The organism is Dactylosporangium sucinum (assembly GCF_014647515.1).
GTDB classification, from domain to species: Bacteria; Actinomycetota; Actinomycetes; order Mycobacteriales; family Micromonosporaceae; genus Dactylosporangium; species Dactylosporangium sucinum.
The window spans coordinates 12,819-28,694 of record NZ_BMPI01000107.1 but is presented as its reverse complement, the minus strand read 5'-3'; the positions used below and the strand labels follow the sequence as shown (position 1 = coordinate 28,694).

General features: G+C 70.1%; 15 protein-coding genes. 10 read left to right on the top strand and 5 right to left on the bottom strand.

What is annotated here, in order from left to right:
• Positions 1-474: 474 nt before the first annotated feature.
• Genes IEZ31_RS52600 through IEZ31_RS52555 form a run of 10 tightly spaced genes read left to right on the top strand, consistent with a single transcriptional unit; the run spans position 475 to position 11,137 of the window.
• Positions 475-1,677: a dipeptidase gene (locus IEZ31_RS52600; protein ID WP_190257705.1), complete on the top strand. Its 1,203-nt coding sequence runs from the start codon at positions 475-477 to the stop codon at positions 1,675-1,677.
• Positions 1,674-3,293 carry an ABC transporter substrate-binding protein gene (locus IEZ31_RS52595; RefSeq protein ID WP_190257704.1) on the top strand — a complete coding sequence of 540 codons (1,620 nt, stop codon included), beginning with the start codon at positions 1,674-1,676 and terminating at the stop codon, positions 3,291-3,293. Before IEZ31_RS52600 ends, IEZ31_RS52595 begins: the two co-directional genes overlap by 4 nt.
• A gap of 37 nt (positions 3,294-3,330) precedes the next feature.
• On the top strand, positions 3,331-4,284 hold the full coding sequence (locus IEZ31_RS52590) for an ABC transporter permease (RefSeq protein WP_190257703.1): 954 nt from the start codon (positions 3,331-3,333) through the stop codon (positions 4,282-4,284).
• The gene (locus IEZ31_RS52585) at positions 4,281-5,156 is read left to right on the top strand and encodes an ABC transporter permease (protein ID WP_229837183.1); all 876 of its coding nucleotides are present in this window, start codon (positions 4,281-4,283) and stop codon (positions 5,154-5,156) included. Before IEZ31_RS52590 ends, IEZ31_RS52585 begins: the two co-directional genes overlap by 4 nt.
• A gap of 3 nt (positions 5,157-5,159) precedes the next feature.
• The gene (locus IEZ31_RS52580) at positions 5,160-6,338 is read left to right on the top strand and encodes a M24 family metallopeptidase (protein WP_190257702.1); all 1,179 of its coding nucleotides are present in this window, start codon (positions 5,160-5,162) and stop codon (positions 6,336-6,338) included.
• Positions 6,335-7,186: an alpha/beta fold hydrolase gene (locus IEZ31_RS52575; RefSeq protein WP_190257701.1), complete on the top strand. Its 852-nt coding sequence runs from the start codon at positions 6,335-6,337 to the stop codon at positions 7,184-7,186. The genes IEZ31_RS52580 and IEZ31_RS52575 overlap by 4 nt, the downstream gene beginning before the upstream one ends.
• Positions 7,186-8,172: an ABC transporter ATP-binding protein gene (locus tag IEZ31_RS52570; RefSeq protein ID WP_190257700.1), complete on the top strand. Its 987-nt coding sequence runs from the start codon at positions 7,186-7,188 to the stop codon at positions 8,170-8,172. The genes IEZ31_RS52575 and IEZ31_RS52570 overlap by 1 nt, the downstream gene beginning before the upstream one ends.
• Positions 8,156-9,148 (top strand): ABC transporter ATP-binding protein, encoded by a 993-nt coding sequence (locus IEZ31_RS52565; RefSeq protein ID WP_190257699.1) that lies wholly within the window; start codon positions 8,156-8,158, stop codon positions 9,146-9,148. The genes IEZ31_RS52570 and IEZ31_RS52565 overlap by 17 nt, the downstream gene beginning before the upstream one ends.
• 12 nt (positions 9,149-9,160) lie before the next feature.
• Positions 9,161-10,363 carry a dipeptidase gene (locus IEZ31_RS52560; RefSeq protein WP_229837182.1) on the top strand — a complete coding sequence of 401 codons (1,203 nt, stop codon included), beginning with the start codon at positions 9,161-9,163 and terminating at the stop codon, positions 10,361-10,363.
• A gap of 45 nt (positions 10,364-10,408) precedes the next feature.
• On the top strand, positions 10,409-11,137 hold the full coding sequence (locus IEZ31_RS52555) for a GntR family transcriptional regulator (protein ID WP_190257698.1): 729 nt from the start codon (positions 10,409-10,411) through the stop codon (positions 11,135-11,137).
• Between the two features lie 65 nt (positions 11,138-11,202).
• Here the strand turns inward: IEZ31_RS52555 and IEZ31_RS52550 are convergent, their stop codons facing one another.
• From IEZ31_RS52550 to IEZ31_RS52530, 5 genes are all read right to left on the bottom strand, one after another.
• Positions 11,203-11,826, bottom strand: a complete 624-nt coding sequence (locus tag IEZ31_RS52550; RefSeq protein WP_190257697.1) for a TetR/AcrR family transcriptional regulator — start codon at positions 11,824-11,826, stop codon at positions 11,203-11,205.
• A gap of 79 nt (positions 11,827-11,905) precedes the next feature.
• The gene (locus IEZ31_RS52545; RefSeq protein WP_190257696.1) at positions 11,906-12,772 is read right to left on the bottom strand and encodes an SDR family oxidoreductase; all 867 of its coding nucleotides are present in this window, start codon (positions 12,770-12,772) and stop codon (positions 11,906-11,908) included.
• Between the two features lie 452 nt (positions 12,773-13,224).
• A complete protein-coding gene (locus IEZ31_RS52540) occupies positions 13,225-13,398 on the bottom strand; it encodes a CstA-like transporter-associated (seleno)protein (RefSeq protein ID WP_190257695.1) in 174 nt (57 codons plus the stop codon).
• Entirely contained in the window at positions 13,395-15,566 is a 2,172-nt protein-coding gene (locus IEZ31_RS52535) for a carbon starvation CstA family protein (protein WP_190257694.1), read from the bottom strand. Before IEZ31_RS52535 ends, IEZ31_RS52540 begins: the two co-directional genes overlap by 4 nt.
• Positions 15,563-15,874 carry a DUF3311 domain-containing protein gene (locus IEZ31_RS52530; protein ID WP_229837181.1) on the bottom strand — a complete coding sequence of 104 codons (312 nt, stop codon included), beginning with the start codon at positions 15,872-15,874 and terminating at the stop codon, positions 15,563-15,565. Before IEZ31_RS52530 ends, IEZ31_RS52535 begins: the two co-directional genes overlap by 4 nt.
• Positions 15,875-15,876: the final 2 nt, after the last annotated feature.

The window sequence follows — 15,876 nt, the reverse complement described above, 5'->3', positions numbered from 1 at the left end:
GGATCCAGTGGGCACGCGAACAGTGCGCCCGCGCACTGACCCCCGCCCTGGCCGGCGCAGCCGCCTGACCCTCCGGCACCGCAGCCCCACGCCGAACCCCACAGCCAGCAAGCCGACCTGAGCCCAGACAGCACAACAGGCGCCCCTGCACGCCGGCGGCAACTCCACCTTGAGCCGCCGGCGGTGCCGCGCTGTGACCGGATGACGCCCATCACACCGCCCGGCGTCGTAATGCCTGGCTGGAATACAGCCAGAACGGCGACGACGACCGTCGGACTGCGGTGCACTCGCCGATTGCGCAACCGCTTCCACATCGACGGCGAACAAATAGCGCACGACGAAATGCAGCCGTAACACGTAACAGTCCGGTCACGACGACTTCCTAGCGCGCACCGCCTCACGTACGTTGCCAGTGGCCGGAGGTCAGACCTCCGTCCTCAGGCCTTCAAAACCATGCCGACGTGAGGTGGACGCGTGCAGGAACCCGCCGCCCGGTACGGGGGATACAAGTCGTTCGACTACCTGACCCCCCACACCGACTACAAGGTGTTCGAACTGGCCCCGCAGCTGGGCCGGGTGCCCGAGCACGACCTCGGGCTCTCCGACAGCCAGCGGGAACGGGTCGGCCGGCTGCTGCGTGAGCACGCCGCGATCTCGCTGCACGAGCACCCCAAGATCCTTCCGGCCGACGTCTCGGAACTGCGGGACTACAACCGCACCGGACGCAACGCCTTCGGGTTCGAAGGGCTCGCGCGGTCCGGCCTCACCGCCGTCTTCGACAACTTCATGAACGGCACCGGCTGCGTCACCAGCGAGCACGCCTGGAAGTGGGACGACGTCATCTACGACATCGGGCTCCGCTTCGCCGACGTCGCCAAGCAGGACTACGTGGTGGTGGCGACCACCCTCGACGAGATCTTCGCGGCCAAGCGCGACGGCCGGCTCGCCCTGGTGGCGGGGCTGGAGGCGGCCACGATGATCGAGAACGAGCTGGACCGGATCGACATCCTGTACGGCTTCGGCGTCCGCCAGATGGGCATCGCCTACAGCCAGGCCAACATGCTCGGCAGCGGGCTCTCCGAGGAGCGCGACGGCGGCCTCACCCACTTCGGCCGCCGCGCCGTCGACCGGATGAACAAGCTCGGCATCGCCATCGACATCTCGCACTCCGGCGACCAGACGTCCCTCGACGTGATCGAGGCCAGCCGGGTGCCGGTCTTCATCACCCACGCCGGCTCGCGCACGGTCTGGGACACGCCCCGGATGAAGCCGGACGACGTGATCCGCGCCTGCGCCGAGCGCGGCGGCGTGATCGGCATCGAGGCCGCCCCGCACACCACCCTGTCCGCCAAGCACCCGCACCACTCGATCGAGTCGGTGATGGACCACTTCACCCACTGCGTCGAACTGGTCGGCATCGACCACGTGGCGTTCGGGCCGGACACCAACTTCGGCGACCACGTCGGCCTGCACGACAGCTTCGTCGGCCACCTGGCGATCGGCCGGGCGCACGGCGCGGTCGACCACCCGCGCGTGCCGTACGTCTCCGGGCTCGAAAACCCGGCCGAGTGCTTCAGCAACATCGTCGGCTGGCTGGTCCAGCACGACTACTCCGATGACGAGATCGCCAAGGTCATCGGCGGGAACATCATTCGCGTACTTCGGGAGGTTTGGTGAGCAAGGTGAGCAAGGCCGCCGTCGCGCTCGGCGCGGCGGTCGCCCTGGCCCTGTCGGGCTGTGGGCTCAACGAGGACAACGGCTCGTCGAAGGGCAGCAGCGGCGACGACAACGCGGTGCTGCGGATCGGCACCACGACCGACGTCTCCAACTTCAACCCGCTGCAGTCGCTGAGCAAGACCGACTCCTGGATCCTCAACGCGATGTACCCGCACCTGCTGCGGATCGACGAGAACGCCAAGAAGGCGCCGGAGCTGGCGAAGGAGTACAGCTACGAGGACGCCGGCAAGACCGCGGTGTTCAAGCTGCGCGACGACTTCGTCTGGAGCGACGGCAAGCCGGTGGTCGCCGACGACGTCAAGTTCAGCGCCGAGTCGATCATGAAGTACAAGCTCGGCAACGTCGCCGCCAAGCTCACCTGGGTCACCTCGGTCGAGGCACCGGACCCGACGACGGTGAAGTTCCACCTCTCCCAGGCGTACGCGCCGTTCGCCGAGGGCGTCGGCTTCTGGATGTCGGTCGTGCCCAAGCACGTCTTCGAGTCCGCCGGCGACCTGTCGAAGTTCGCCAACGACTCCAACTGGGTCGGCGCCGGTCCGTTCGTGCTGGAGAGCGCCACCAAGGGCCAGCGGTACGTGATGAAGCGTAACGACAAGTACCCGCTCGCGCCCGGCGGCAAGGCGGCCGTCAGCAAGGTCGAGTACCGCATCTACCCGGACGTCAACACAATGATGCTGGCGCTGCGCAACGGCGACATCGACATGATGGGCACCCCGGTGCCGACGTCCGCGGCGAAGACCTTCCAGGGCGACTCGAAGATCAAGCTGGCCAAGGTCGGCGCGCTCGGCTTCGCCCACCTGACGTACAACATGAACAACAAGGACCTGGCCAAGCAGGAGGTCCGGCAGGCGCTGTCGATGGCGGTCGACACCAAGGCGATCATCGCCTCGGTGCTCCAGGGCGACGCGCAGCAGATGGCCGGCCCCATCTCGCCGATCTTCGCCGAGTACGACAACACCCAGATCCAGCCGTACGCGTTCGACCCGGCCGGGGCGAAGGCCAAGCTGACCGCGGCGGGCTACAAGGACGGCAACGGCGACGGCTTCTTCGACGGGCTGGAGCTCGGCGTCGCCTGCGACCAGTCGAACGCCAACATCACCCGGGTGGTGCAGCTGTTCCGGGAGAGCGCCGAGCAGGCCGGCATCAAGTTGAAGAACGAGTGCGTTGAGCGGAACACCTTCCTGAGCCGCACCAAGGACGGCAAGTACGACATCGACGCGTCGCAGTGGGGCGTCTTCGACAACCCGATGGACCAGCTGCGCAGCACGTACCTGTCCAGCAACCCGGGTGGGATCAACTACAACCTGCTCAAGTCGGCCGAGATGGACCGGCTGATCAACGACGCCGCCGGCACCACCGACCACGCCGCCTTCGTCGAGAAGATCAAGAACATCGACAAGGTCGTGCACGAGGAGGCGTACCTGACCCCGCTGTACGTGGAGAACTTCCAGTTCGCCTACAACGCCAGCAAGTTCCAGGGCTTCGTCGCGTCGCCCTCCGACCTGCTCGGCATGGTCACCGCGTACTCGCTCGCCCAGGTCAAGCCGGTCGGCTGACCGGCCGACGCCAGAGTAAGAAAGGAGGGGGTCCCCCGTGGCACGCTTCGTGCTCAACCGGGCGCTGAAGGCCGTACTGACGATCTGGATAGCGATCACCGCGACGTTTTTCCTGCTCCGGTTGCTCCCGGGGGACCCCACGACACTGATGGTCGAGGGCGACATGACCCCGGAGATGCGGGCCGCCCTGCTCAAGACCTACGGCCTGGACCGGCCGCTGTTCGAGCAGTACGTCGCGTACCTGCGCGAGCTGCTGCACGGCAACTTCGGGATATCGTTCCGGCAGATCCAGCCGGTGAGCGAGATCCTCCTCGACCGTCTGCCGTGGACACTGCTGCTGGCCGGCACGGCGTTCGTCCTGACCATCGCCATCGGCATCCCGATCGGCGTGTTCGCGGCGGCCCATCGCGACCGCTGGCCGGACAAGGTGCTCCAGGGCTTCGGCATCGGCGGGCACGCGCTCTTCGTGCCCAGCGTGGCCATGCTGCTGCTGGTCTTCGTCGGCGCCCGGCTCGGCTGGTTCCCGATCGGCGGGGCGATCGACCCCGACACCCGGGGCGCCGCCGCCTATCTCAGCCTGGCGCACCACCTGGTGCTGCCGGTGCTCTCGCTGGTCCTCGTGCAACTCGGCCCGTACGCGCTGACGCTGCGCACCAACCTCGTCGACGTCCTCGGCGAGGACTACATCCGCGCCGCCCGCGCCCGCGGCCTCTCCGGCCGCCGCCGGCTCTGGAAGCACGCCCTGCGCAACGCGATCCTGCCCGCGCTGACCCTGATGGGCCTCCAGCTCGGCACGCTGGTCGGCGGGGCCGTGCTCACCGAGACCGTGTTCGCCTACCCCGGGGTCGGCCGGCTCATCTACGAGGCCGTCGGGCAACGCGACTACCCCGTCCTGCAAGGAGCGTTCATCATGCTCGCGATCACCGTCGTGGTTGCCAACGCGCTCACCGACCTGCTCTACGCCGTGCTCAACCCGAGGATCCGGCTGTGAGCGCCCCGCTGATGCCGGAGACGGCGGCGGAAGCGGCCCCCACCGCCAAGCCGGCCTGGCGTGCCTTCCTGCGTCAGCCCTCCGGGCTGCTCGCGGCGGCGGTGCTAGCGGTGATGACGCTGGTCGCGATCGCCGCCCCGCTGATCGCCGACGAGCCCGGCGGCACGGGCGCCGACGTGCTCCAGGGACCCTCGGGCGCGCACTGGTTCGGCACCGACGACCTCGGCCAGGACATCTTCGCCCAGGTGGTCTGGGGCACCCGGACCAGCCTGATGATCGGCGTGGCCGCCTCACTCATCGCGATCGTGCTCGGCACCGCGATCGGACTCGCCTCGGCGCATTTCCGGCCGGTCGACGCCGTCGGCACGGTCGTCACCGACGTGATGCTGGCGCTGCCGACCCTCCCCCTGATGATCATGCTGGCCGCGATCGTCAACCCGAGCGTCTGGACGCTCACCGTGATCATCGGCGTCTTCGCCTGGCCCGAGGTGGCCCGGCTGATCCGCTCGCAGGGCCTGGTCGTTTCCGCGATGCCGTACATCGACGGCGCGCGGGTGCTCGGCGCGAGCGGCTGGCGGATCGTCACCCGCGAGATCCTGCCCGCCGTGGTCCCGCTGATCGTGGTGAGCGTGCTGCTGACCGCGTCCCGCGCGGTCATCTCCGAGGCGGGGCTGAGCTTCCTCGGCCTCGGTGACCCCGACTCGTGGTCGTGGGGTCGGATCCTGCTCAACGCCCAGCGCAGCGGCGTGGTCGCCATCGCCTGGTGGCAGACGCTGTTCCCGTCGCTGGCGATCCTGCTGCTCGTCCTTGCCGCCACCGTGGCCGGCATGCGCTTCAACGACATCCGCGACCCCCGCCGGAACGGAGGCTGACCCGTGCGCCTGCCCGACAGTTTCTACTCGTCCGTCCGCGCCGAGCTGACCGAGGCGCTCGGCGAACGCGGCCTCGACGGCTTCCTCGCCACCTCCCCCGCCGACGTGGCGTACCTCTGCGGGTTCTTCTACATCGCCACCGAGCGGCCGGTCTACCTGTGGATGCCGCGCTCGGGCGACCCGCTGCTGGTGATTCCCCGCCTGGACGACGAGTACGCGGCCCAGCAGCAGGTCACGGTCGAGACGGTCAGCTACTTCGAGTACCCCGGCGTGGTCACCGCCGAGCAGACGCTCGCCGCGGCGCTGGCCGGCCGCGGGGCGCGCCGGATCGGGGTGGGCGCCGGCGTGTCGGTCGGGGCGTTCCGCGCGCTGTCGACCGCCCTCGGCGAGACCACCACCCTGGAGACCACCGACGCGGTGGCCAAGCTGCGACTGCGCAAGCTGCCCGAGGAGATCCCGTTCCACGAGGCGGCGGCGCGGATCTGCGACGAGATGCTGGCCGCGGGCCGGGAGCTGATCGCCGACGCGCTGCGCCGGGGCGCCGAACTGCCCCGGGAGGACGAGATCGCCCGGCACGTCATCGGCTACGGCACGGATCGGATGTACGCCGACTACGACCTGGTCGTCTACACCACCAAGCTCGCCGGCGGGCTGGTCTACGCCGGGCCGAACTCGGCGCTGCCGCACGGCCTGCCGACGCGGCGGCGGGTCCGGCCCGGCGACACCCTGATCCTCTCGCTCGGCGCGGCGGTGGCGAGCCGGTTCGTCGAGAGCGAGCGGACGTTCGTGATCGGCGAGCCGACCCCGGAGCAGCAGCGCTACTACGAGGCCGACCGGGAGGCGCAGGAGGTCGGGACCCAGGCGATGGTGGCCGGGCGGACCTGCGCCGAGGTCAACAAGATCTGCCTGGACGTGCTGCGGGGCCACGGTCTCGGCGACTACATCCGGCACCGGCAGGGCCACGGCATCGGGTTGCAGAACCACGAGCCGCCGTGGGTCGAGGACGGCGACAACACCGTCCTGGCCCCCGGGATGCTGCTGTCCAGCGAACCCGGCGTGTACGTGCCGGGGCACGCCGGCTACCGCATCTCCGACACGGTGCTGGTCGAGGCGGCCGGACCGCGCCGGCTCACCAGCTACCCCCGCGACCTGGCGTCCACCGTCATCGAGGAGGTCCGATGAGTTTCCATGAGCGGCTGACCGTCAACGGCGCCGAGCTGGTGGTCGAGGCGTTCGGCCCGGAGGACGGGCCGGCGATGATCGTGCACCACGGCGCGCCGGGGCTCGGCTCCCGGTCCGAGCCGAAGCGGTCGTTCGGCCCGTTCGCCGACACGTTCCGGGTCATCGTCTTCGACGCCCGCGGCTCCGGCGAGTCCAGCGACCACGAGCCGTTCACCCACGCCCAGTGGGTCGCCGACGTGGACGCGATCCGTGCGTACTTCGGCCACGAGCGGATCGTCATGGCCGGCGGATCGTACGGCGGGTTCATCGCGCTGGAGTACGCCGTCGCCCACCCCGACCGGGTTTCGGCGCTCGTGCTGCGGGACACCGCGGCCGACACCGCGCACGACCACCTCGCCGTCGAGCGGGCGAAGTCCACCGACCGGACCGTCATTCCACAGTGGGCGATCGACCGGATCGGCACCGGCCGGTTCGAGAGCAACGACCAGCTCCGCGAGTACTGGAAGGCGATCCTGCCGCTCTACGACCACCAGCACGACCCGGCGAAGGACGCCGCCAAGCTGGCCGCGACCCGGTTCCACTACCGGACGCACAACGCGGCGTTCGGGCAGAACATGCCCCGGTACGACCTGAAGCCGAAGCTCCCGTCGATCACCTGCCCGGCCCTGGTCACCGTCGGCCGGCACGACTGGCGCACCCCGGTGGCCGCCTCGGAGACGATCGCGGAGCTGATCCCCGACGCCCGGCTGGTCGTGTTCGAGCACTCCGGCCACTCCCCCCAGCTCGAGGAGCCGGAGCTGTTCCAGCGGACCGTCCGGGACTTCCTGGCCGAGGCCGGAGTCGCGTGATGGCGCTGCTGGAGGTCGAGGACCTGCGGGTCAGCTTCCCCGGGCCGGGCAGCGCGCCGGTGCGGGCGGTCAACGGCGTGTCCCTCGCCCTGGAGCCCGGGCGGACGCTGGCCATCCTCGGCGAGTCCGGCTCGGGCAAGAGCGTCACCGCGCAAGCGGTCATGGGCATTCTCGACACGCCCCCGGCGCAGGTGAGCGGATCGGTGCGGCTGCGCGGCCGGGAGCTGCTGACCCTGCCGCCGAAGCGGCGCGACAAGGTCAGCGGCGAGGAGATCGGCATGGTCTTCCAGGACGCCATGGCCGCGCTGAACCCGGTCTACACGGTCGGTGAGCAGCTCAGCGAGCTGCTGCGGGTCCGGCGTGGACTGTCGCGTTCGGACGCCCGGCGGCGCGCGGTCGAGCTGGTCGACCGGGTGCGCATCCCGGCCGCCAAGGACCGGGTGCGCGACTACCCGCACCAGTTCTCCGGCGGGATGCGGCAGCGGATCATGATCGCGCTGGCCATCGCGCTCGAACCGGCCGTGCTCATCGCCGACGAGCCGACGACCGCGCTCGACGTCACGGTGCAGGCCCAGGTGATGGAGCTGATCGCCGAGATCCAGCGGGACAGCGGGATGGCCCTGCTGCTCATCACGCACGACCTGGGCGTGGTCGCCGAGGTCGCCGACGACGTGGCGGTGATGTACGCCGGCCGGATCGTCGAGCGGGCCACCGTGGAGCAGATCTTCGCCGGTCCGGCCCACCCGTACGCCGAGGGGCTGCTCGCCTCGATGCCCCGGGTCGACCGGCGCGACGAGGAGCTGTACGCGATCCCCGGTGCCCCGCCGAACCCGGCGCGGCTGCCGGCCGGTTGCCCGTTCCACCTGCGCTGCCCACGCGCCGACGACACCTGCCGGGCCACGCTGCCGCCGCTGTCGCCGCTGCCGCACGGCCGGGCCAGCGCCTGCCACCACCGGGAGGAGCTGCTGCATGTCAGCCACCGATGACCCGGTGCTCCGGGTCGACAAGCTGGTCCGGCACTTCCCGGTGAAGGGCCGGCTGCCGTTCACGTCCGGCGGGGTGGTCAAGGCCGTCGACGGGGTGTCCTTCGAGCTCCGGCGCGGCGAGACCCTCGGGGTCGTCGGCGAGTCCGGCTGCGGCAAGAGCACGCTCGCCCGGATGCTGGTGGGGCTGGAACGGCCGACGTCCGGTGAGGTGCGCTTCGGCGACGCCGTCGTGCACACCGCGCGGGGCCGCCGGCTGCGGGAGCTGCGCCGGCGGATCCAGATCGTGCTCCAGGACCCGTACACCTCGCTGAACCCGCGGCGCACCGTGCGCGACATCCTGCTCCAGCCGTTCGAGATCCACCCGGACGTGCTGGACCGCCGGCACCGGCTGGACCGCGTCAAGGAGCTGCTCGACCTGGTCGGTCTCGACCCGTCGCTGCACCTCGACCGCTTTCCGCACCAGTTCTCCGGCGGTCAGCGGCAGCGGATCGGCATCGCCCGGGCGCTCGCCCTGCGGCCCGACGTCATCATCTGCGACGAGCCGGTCTCCGCGCTCGACGTGTCGGTCCAGGCCCAGGTGGTCAACCTGCTGGAACGACTGCAACGCGAGCTCGGCGTGGCGTACGTCTTCATCGCCCACGACCTGTCGGTGGTCCGGCACATCTCGGACCGGGTGGCGGTGATGTACCTCGGCAAGCTGGTCGAGACCGGACCCGAGGCGCCGCTGTACGACGCGCCGCAGCACCCCTACACCAGGGCGCTGTTGTCGGCGGTCCCCGTGCCGGAGCCCGTGGGCCGGGCCGAGCGGAAGCGGATCCTGCTCACCGGCGACCCGCCGAGCCCCGTCGACCCGCCGTCCGGCTGCCGGTTCCGGACCCGTTGCTGGCAGGCGTCCGAGACCTGCGCCCACGTCGAGCCGCTGCTGACCGGCGACGGGCGTTCGGTCGCCTGCCACTATCCGCTGCCCGCCCCGTAAGGAGACTGTGCTGTGCTGCAAGAACCAGCGACCCGGTACCAGGGCCACAAGTCCTACTCGTACCTCGAGCCGCACCTCGACTACCGGGATTTCGACCTGGCCTCGGAGGTCGGCCGCGTACCCGAACACGACCTCGGGCTCTCCGACGCGCAGCGGCAGCGGGTGACCCGGCTCCTCGCCGAGCACATCGCGATCTCGCTGCACGAGCACCCCGTGGTCCTCCCCGCCGACGTGCGGCAGCTGCGCGCCTACAACCGCACCGCGCGCCAGCGGACCGGGTACGAGGGTCTTGCGCGCTCCGGCCTGACCGCGGTCTTCGACAACTTCATGGCCGGCGCTTCCTGCGTGACCAGCGAGAGCGGCTGGAAGTGGAACGACCTGATCTACGCGCTCGGCATGCGGATGAGCGACCTCTACAAGCAGGACCACGTGCGGCTGGCCACCTCGGTCGAGGACATCCGGGCCGCCCGGCGCGACGGCCGGCTCGCCCTGGTCGCCGGGCTGGAGTGCTGCAGCCCGATCGAGAACGAGCTGGACCGCATCGACATCCTGTACGGCTTCGGCGTACGTCAGCTCGGCATCGCCTACAGCCAGGCGAACATGCTCGGCGGCGGGCTCTCCGAGCCGCGGGACGGCGGGCTGACCCACTTCGGCCGGCGTGCCGTCGACCGGATGAACAAGCTCGGCATCGCCATCGACATCTCGCACAGCGGCGACCAGACCTGCCTGGACGTGATCGAGGCCAGCCGGGTGCCGGTGTTCATCACCCACGCCGGCGCCCGGTCGGTGTGGGACACCGCTCGGATGAAGCCGGACGACGTGATCCGCGCCTGCGCCGAGCGGGGCGGCGTCATCGGCATCGAGGCGGCGCCACACACCACGCTGTCGGAGCGGCACCCGGAGCACTCGATCGAGTCGGTGATGGACCACTTCACGTACTGTGTCGACCTGGTCGGCATCGACCACGTCACGTTCGGCCCGGACACGATGTTCGGCGACCACGTCGGGGTGCACAACACGTACGCGGGGAACTACGCCCACGACAGCGGGAAGAAGCCGTCGCACCCCCGGGTGGAGTACGTCTCCGGCCTGGAGAACCCGGGCGAGGCGTTCGGCAACATCGTCGGCTGGCTGGTCAAACACGACTATTCGGATGACGAGATCGCCAAGGTCATCGGGGGGAACACCCTGCGCGTGCTCGAACAGGTCTGGTAGCGACCGGCGCTACTACACTCCTGTACGGCGGAGAGGTGGGACTGAATGGCTCGGCGCGAAACCGCGCTGCAGGCCGCGCAGATACAGCTGCGCGAGTTGATCGGCAGCGAGTTCCAGAGCGGTGACAAGCTACCCAACGAACGGGAGCTCGCGGACCGGTTGGCGGTCAGCCGCGCCACCGTGCGCGAGGTGCTCGGCCAACTCGCCGCCGAGGGGGTCCTGACCCGCACCTGGGGTGTCGGCACGTTCGTCCGGGAGCCGGCCGAGCGGGTCCCGGTCTCGATCAGCGACGTCACCGCGCTGCGCGACCGCATCACCGCCTCGGGCCACAGCCCGGCCCTCCAGGACGCGGCGGTGAGCCGCACCGCCTGCCCGGACGACTGCGCCAAGGTCCTCGGCCTGACGCCCGGCGACCCGGTGTGGCGAGTCGACCGCCTCTTCGCCGTCGACGGGGTGGCCGCGGCCTGGATCCGCGACCACCTCCCGCTCTCCGTCGGCGGCCGGGACCTCGACCCGTCGGGCCTGCTCAGCATCGACCACGACATGTTCGAGTTCCTGGCCGGCGCGACCGGCATGCCGGTCCGCCGCGCCGAGATCGAGTTCGCCGCGGTCCTGGCCGACGAGGAGTCCGTCGAGCGCCTCGGCGTGCCGCTCGGGCACCCGCTGGTGAACGCCACCCAGATCGGTTACACGGCCGAGGAGCTGGCCCTCTTCCACGGCCACATCACGGTGCGCACCGACGTCCTGACGCTGCGGATCACCCGCGCCGGCTGAGCGTCGCGCGGGCCGGCCGGCGACGGCGGAGCCGGTGGGATCGGCGGTGACCTCACCGCCCGCCTTCACCGGACCGTCGTCATCGGGTGGCGAGCCAGCGACGCGAGGACGATCTCCCGCGCCGCGCGGACCGTGGCCGCGAACGCGGCCGGGTCCCGGCCGATGCGTTCGGCGCCCGCGCGCATGACGCCGGACAGCAGCTCCACCGCGAGGTGCACGTCGCCGACGTCGCGGAACTCTCCGCGCGCGATGCCGTCCCGGGCGACGTTCTCCACCTCGACCACGATCGCGTGGAACGGGCTGTCCGGCCCCTTCGGCACCTCGGCGACCGGCAGGCCGGAGCCCGGCCGGAACATCAGCTGCAGGACCTGGTCCGTGAATGCCTCGAGGACCGCCTCGACGATCTCCCGCATCCGCTGCTCAGCCGAGACCTCAAAGCGTGCCGCGATCGCGGCCACTCGCTCGACCGCGGGCCGGCCCGCCCGCTCGGTCAACGCCACGACCAGCGCGCCCTTGTCGCGGGCGTAGTTGTACAGCGTGTTGCGCGCGAGCCCGGCCCGGGCCGCGATGTGACCCATGTTGATCGATTCGTAGTCACGCTCGATCAGCAGCTGCCGCAGCGCCTCGGCGAGGCCGGCCCACACCATCTCGTTGTGCTCGCCAATGCTGGCTCCCCGGATCCGCGGCATCCGATCATCCTCTCCCACTGCGGCCGCGCTCTCGCCCCAGGTCTTCCTCCCGCGCGTGCGGGCCGGAGGCCGCGGCGGGTCATGCGGCGGCTCCCTTCGGGTAGTGGCGGCGCAGGTTGGCGGCGATGACGCGGTCGAGCGTGCGGTCGGACAGCATCCGGGTCAGGCGGGTGATCAGGGCAGCATCGCGGCCGATGGGGTAGCGGGTGCGGGGTCTGCGGGTCGTCGCGGCCTTCGCGATGACCCGGGCGGCGGCGTCAGCGGTCAGGCCCGACGCGGTCCCCGAGGCCATCAGCGAGTTGATCGCCTGGACCAGGCTGCCGTAGCGCTCATCCTGCTCCGGCGTCATCCGGGCGGCCAGATGGTTCGCCGTCGCGATCCCGCGGGCGGCCATCTCCGTGCGGACGCCGCCGGGCTCGACCACGACCACCTGCACGCCGAACGGCGCGACCTCCCGGCGGAGCGAGTCGCTGACCGCCTCCAGCGCGAACTTCGCGCCGGCGTACGCGCCGTAGGTCGGCATGGCGGCCTTGCCACCGACCGAGCTGATGTTGATCACGCGACCCTTGCTGCGCAGCAGCGCGGGCAGGAGCGCCTGCGTGACGGCGATGTGGCCGAAGAGGTTGACTTCGAACACCCACCGCCACTGCTCCATCGGCAGGGCCTCGACCGGGCCGTTCACCTGGATGCCGGCGTTGTTCACGAGCGCGTGCAGCGCACGCGGGTCCTCCGCGACCCGCGCGGCGAGCCCCTCCACCTGCTCGGACCTGGTGATGTCGAGGATGACCGGCTCGATGCCGGCCGATCGGACGGCGTCGGCGTCGCGGTCGCGTCGCACGCCGGCCAGGACGTGGAATCCCCGGTGCGCCAGTTCGCGGGCGGCTGCCGCGCCCATGCCCGTGGAGGCTCCGGTGACGACGATCAGCTTCTGGGCTCGCTCCGACACGACGCACACTCCTTATGCGACAACCTGTCGTAAAGATTACGACGTTCTGTCGCCAAAATCTCGCCGCGACGGCGATGTGTGACGCCGTTCACTGGCCCGGCCGGCCGCCCTGCCACCGGACCATCCCGGAATGACTCAGCCGTTCGGCCAATACCTCACGGCGCCCGGTTTGCGGATGCACGTGCGGGTAGCCAGGTCGCGCCGGGCCGGGCTACCGAGTTTTCCTGCTCCGCCCGCCCGGTATCCGTGGTGGCGCACCGCGGGGTGCCGCCACAGCCGGCGGGCAGGGTTGCGGGGTGTTGTTGACCCGCCCGCCGGCGCCCGACCCGGAACGGGTGGGCCGAACGGCCCAGCTCCGTGCAGCGCTGCCGAGTCGTCCGTGGAGACAGCGCTGCCGTCGCGGCCGGCCGGGTCGGTGGAGACCCGGTCCGGCCGCGCCGTGGTCGTGTGTTTCAGCAGCAGCGTACGGCTGTGCCGCACTTCAGCTGTTCGAACTCCCGCCGGGTCAGCGGGGCTCCCGCTGTGCGGTGTTCCTGGTGGTGCAGGACGTAGTGGTCGTAGCCGGTCTCGCCGGCCAGTTCGCGTAGATACCACCACAGTTGCGCCGCCAGGTGCCGCAGCCTCACCGCTCGCCGCTCCTGTCGACGGCGGCCGCTATGACGAGTTCCCGCTGCTCGCTGGTGTTGGTGAAGAGGCCGGATGGTGCGACGATCGTCGATTCCACGAACGGTACTTCCGTCGTGGGTAGTTCGCGGCCGCGGATCACGGCCTGCAGGCATACCCGTGCCCCGTCCACGATCACGATGATGATCAGGACTGCGAAGAGCACGGACAGTACGAGCTGGACGGTCGAGTTGGTGACGACCTGTTGCATCTGGTCGAGGTTCTTGGCGGGTGCGAGCACTTTGCCCTGTTCGAGTGCGTCGGCGAAGCGCTGGCGCTGGGCGTAGAAGCCCATCTTCGGGTCGGTGGAGAAGATCTTCTGGTAGCTGGCCGTCATCGTCACGGCGGTGACCCAGGCCAGCGGGATGGCGGTGACCCAGGCCCACTTGAGCCGGCCGCTCTTGACCAGGATGACGGTGACGACGGTCAGTGCCAGGGCGGCGAGCAGTTGGTTGGCGACGGCGAACAGGGGGTAGAGCTGGTTGATGCCGCCGAGGGGGTTGGTGACGCCGGTGTACAGGAAGTAGCCCCAGGCCCCGACGACGGCCGCGCTGGTCAGCCACAGGCCGGGTCGCCAGCTGACCCGGCCGAGCGGCTTCCAGATGTTGCCCAGCATGTCCTGCAGGATGAACCGGCCGACCCGGGTCCCGGCGTCGACCGTGGTCAGGATGAACAGCGCCTCGAACATGATCGCGAAGTGGTACCAGAAGGCTTTGAGGCCCGCCCCGCCGAGGAAGCCGGAGAAGATCTCGGAGATGCCGACCGCGAGCGTCGGCGCGCCGCCGGTGCGCGACACCAGCGTCGGCTCACCGACGGCGGCGGACGCGGCCTGCAGGGTCTCCGGCGTGACGACGAAGCCCATGTTGGTCACTGCCGTCGCGGCGCTCTGGAAGGTCGTGCCGACCACGCCGCCAGGGGAGTTCATCGCGTAGTAGAGCCCCGGGTCCAGCAGCGACGCGGCGATGATCGCCATGACCGCGACGAAGGATTCCATCAGCATCGCGCCGTAGCCGACGAGCCGGACCTGCGACTCCTTCTGGATCATCTTCGGCGTGGTGCCCGAGGAGATCAGGGCGTGGAAGCCGGACAGCGCCCCACAGGTGATGGTGATGAAGACGAACGGGAAGAGGGTGCCGGCGAAGACCGGGCCGTCGCCGCTGAAGGCGAACTTGGTGACGGCCTCGTTCTGCAGGACCGGGGCGGTGACCAGCACACCGACCGCCAGCAGCCCGATCGTCCCGATCTTCATGAACGTGGACAGGTAGTCGCGCGGCGCCAGGAGCATCCACACCGGCAGGACGGACGCGAGGAAACCGTACCCGACCAGGCAGAAGACCAGGGTCTCGGGCTTGAGCGTGAACGCGCCCGCCCAGCTGGAGTCCTGGACCCAGCCACCCGCGGCGATGGCGAAGACCAGCAGGCTGACGCCGATCACGCTGGTCTCGATCACCCGGCCCGGCCGCAGCACCCGCAGGTAGAAGCCCATGAACAGGGCGATCGGGATGGTCATCGCGATGGAGAAGGTGCCCCAGGGCGACTTCGCGAGCGCGTTGACGACCACGAGCGCAAGAACACCGAGCAGGATGATCATGATGGAGAGGACGGCCACCAGGGCTGCGACACCGCCGACACGGCCGATCTCGTCCCGGGCCATCTGGCCGATACTCTTCCCGTCACGGCGCATGGACAGGAACATGACCACCATGTCCTGCACAGCCCCGGCGAAGACGACACCGACAATGATCCAGATCGTGCCGGGCAGGTAGCCCATCTGCGCCGCCAGGACCGGCCCGACCAGCGGCCCGGCCCCCGCGATCGCGGCGAAGTGGTGACCCAGCAGCACACGCCGGTCGGTGACGTGGTAGTCGATGCCGTTGTCCAGCCGCTCCGCGGGCGTGGCACGCCGGTCATCGACCTTGAGCACGCGCCGGGCGATGAACCGCGCGTAGAACCGGTAGGCGATCGCGTACGAGCACAGCGCCGCGGCCACCAACCAGATCGCCGAGATGTTCTCGCCACGGGCCAGGGCGATGATCCCCCAGGCGATCGCGCCGGCGATCGACACGGCCGTCCAGATCACGATGGAGCGCAGACCCGGGCGGGCCCGGGTCGTCGGACTGAAGATGCTCATGCATGTTCTCCAGGGTGGGGGTGTCCGCCAGGATGCGTCCCCGACGCACGGACCTCAGGGTCCACACGCTTCAGCAGCAGATGACTGACTGCCATCAGCACCACGCTGAGGAAGATCCAGACGAACTGGAACCAGTAAAAGAAGGGCAACCCGGCCAGCCGAGGCGTGGTCCGCGCATACAACGGGACCCAGAGGATGGCCACAAGCGGCAGTGCCAGGCCGGTATAGGCAGCGACTCTGCCTGCCTTGCGGAATCTCGCCATCCCAGCCTCCCGAACAGTCGTCGACGACGCCTGAATGTTGCGCACCC

Bases quoted from the DNA above. Each gene is read 5' to 3' on its own strand.
- IEZ31_RS52575 (WP_190257701.1), top strand. From the start codon at position 6,335: ATGAGTTTCCATGAGCGGCTGACCGTCAACGGCGCCGAGCTGGTGGTC.
- IEZ31_RS52570 (WP_190257700.1), top strand. From the start codon at position 7,186: ATGGCGCTGCTGGAGGTCGAGGACCTGCGGGTCAGCTTCCCCGGGCCG.
- IEZ31_RS52565 (WP_190257699.1), top strand. From the start codon at position 8,156: ATGTCAGCCACCGATGACCCGGTGCTCCGGGTCGACAAGCTGGTCCGG.
- IEZ31_RS52555 (WP_190257698.1), top strand. From the start codon at position 10,409: ATGGCTCGGCGCGAAACCGCGCTGCAGGCCGCGCAGATACAGCTGCGC.
- IEZ31_RS52550 (WP_190257697.1), bottom strand. From the start codon at position 11,826: ATGCCGCGGATCCGGGGAGCCAGCATTGGCGAGCACAACGAGATGGTG.
- IEZ31_RS52535 (WP_190257694.1), bottom strand. From the start codon at position 15,566: ATGAGCATCTTCAGTCCGACGACCCGGGCCCGCCCGGGTCTGCGCTCC.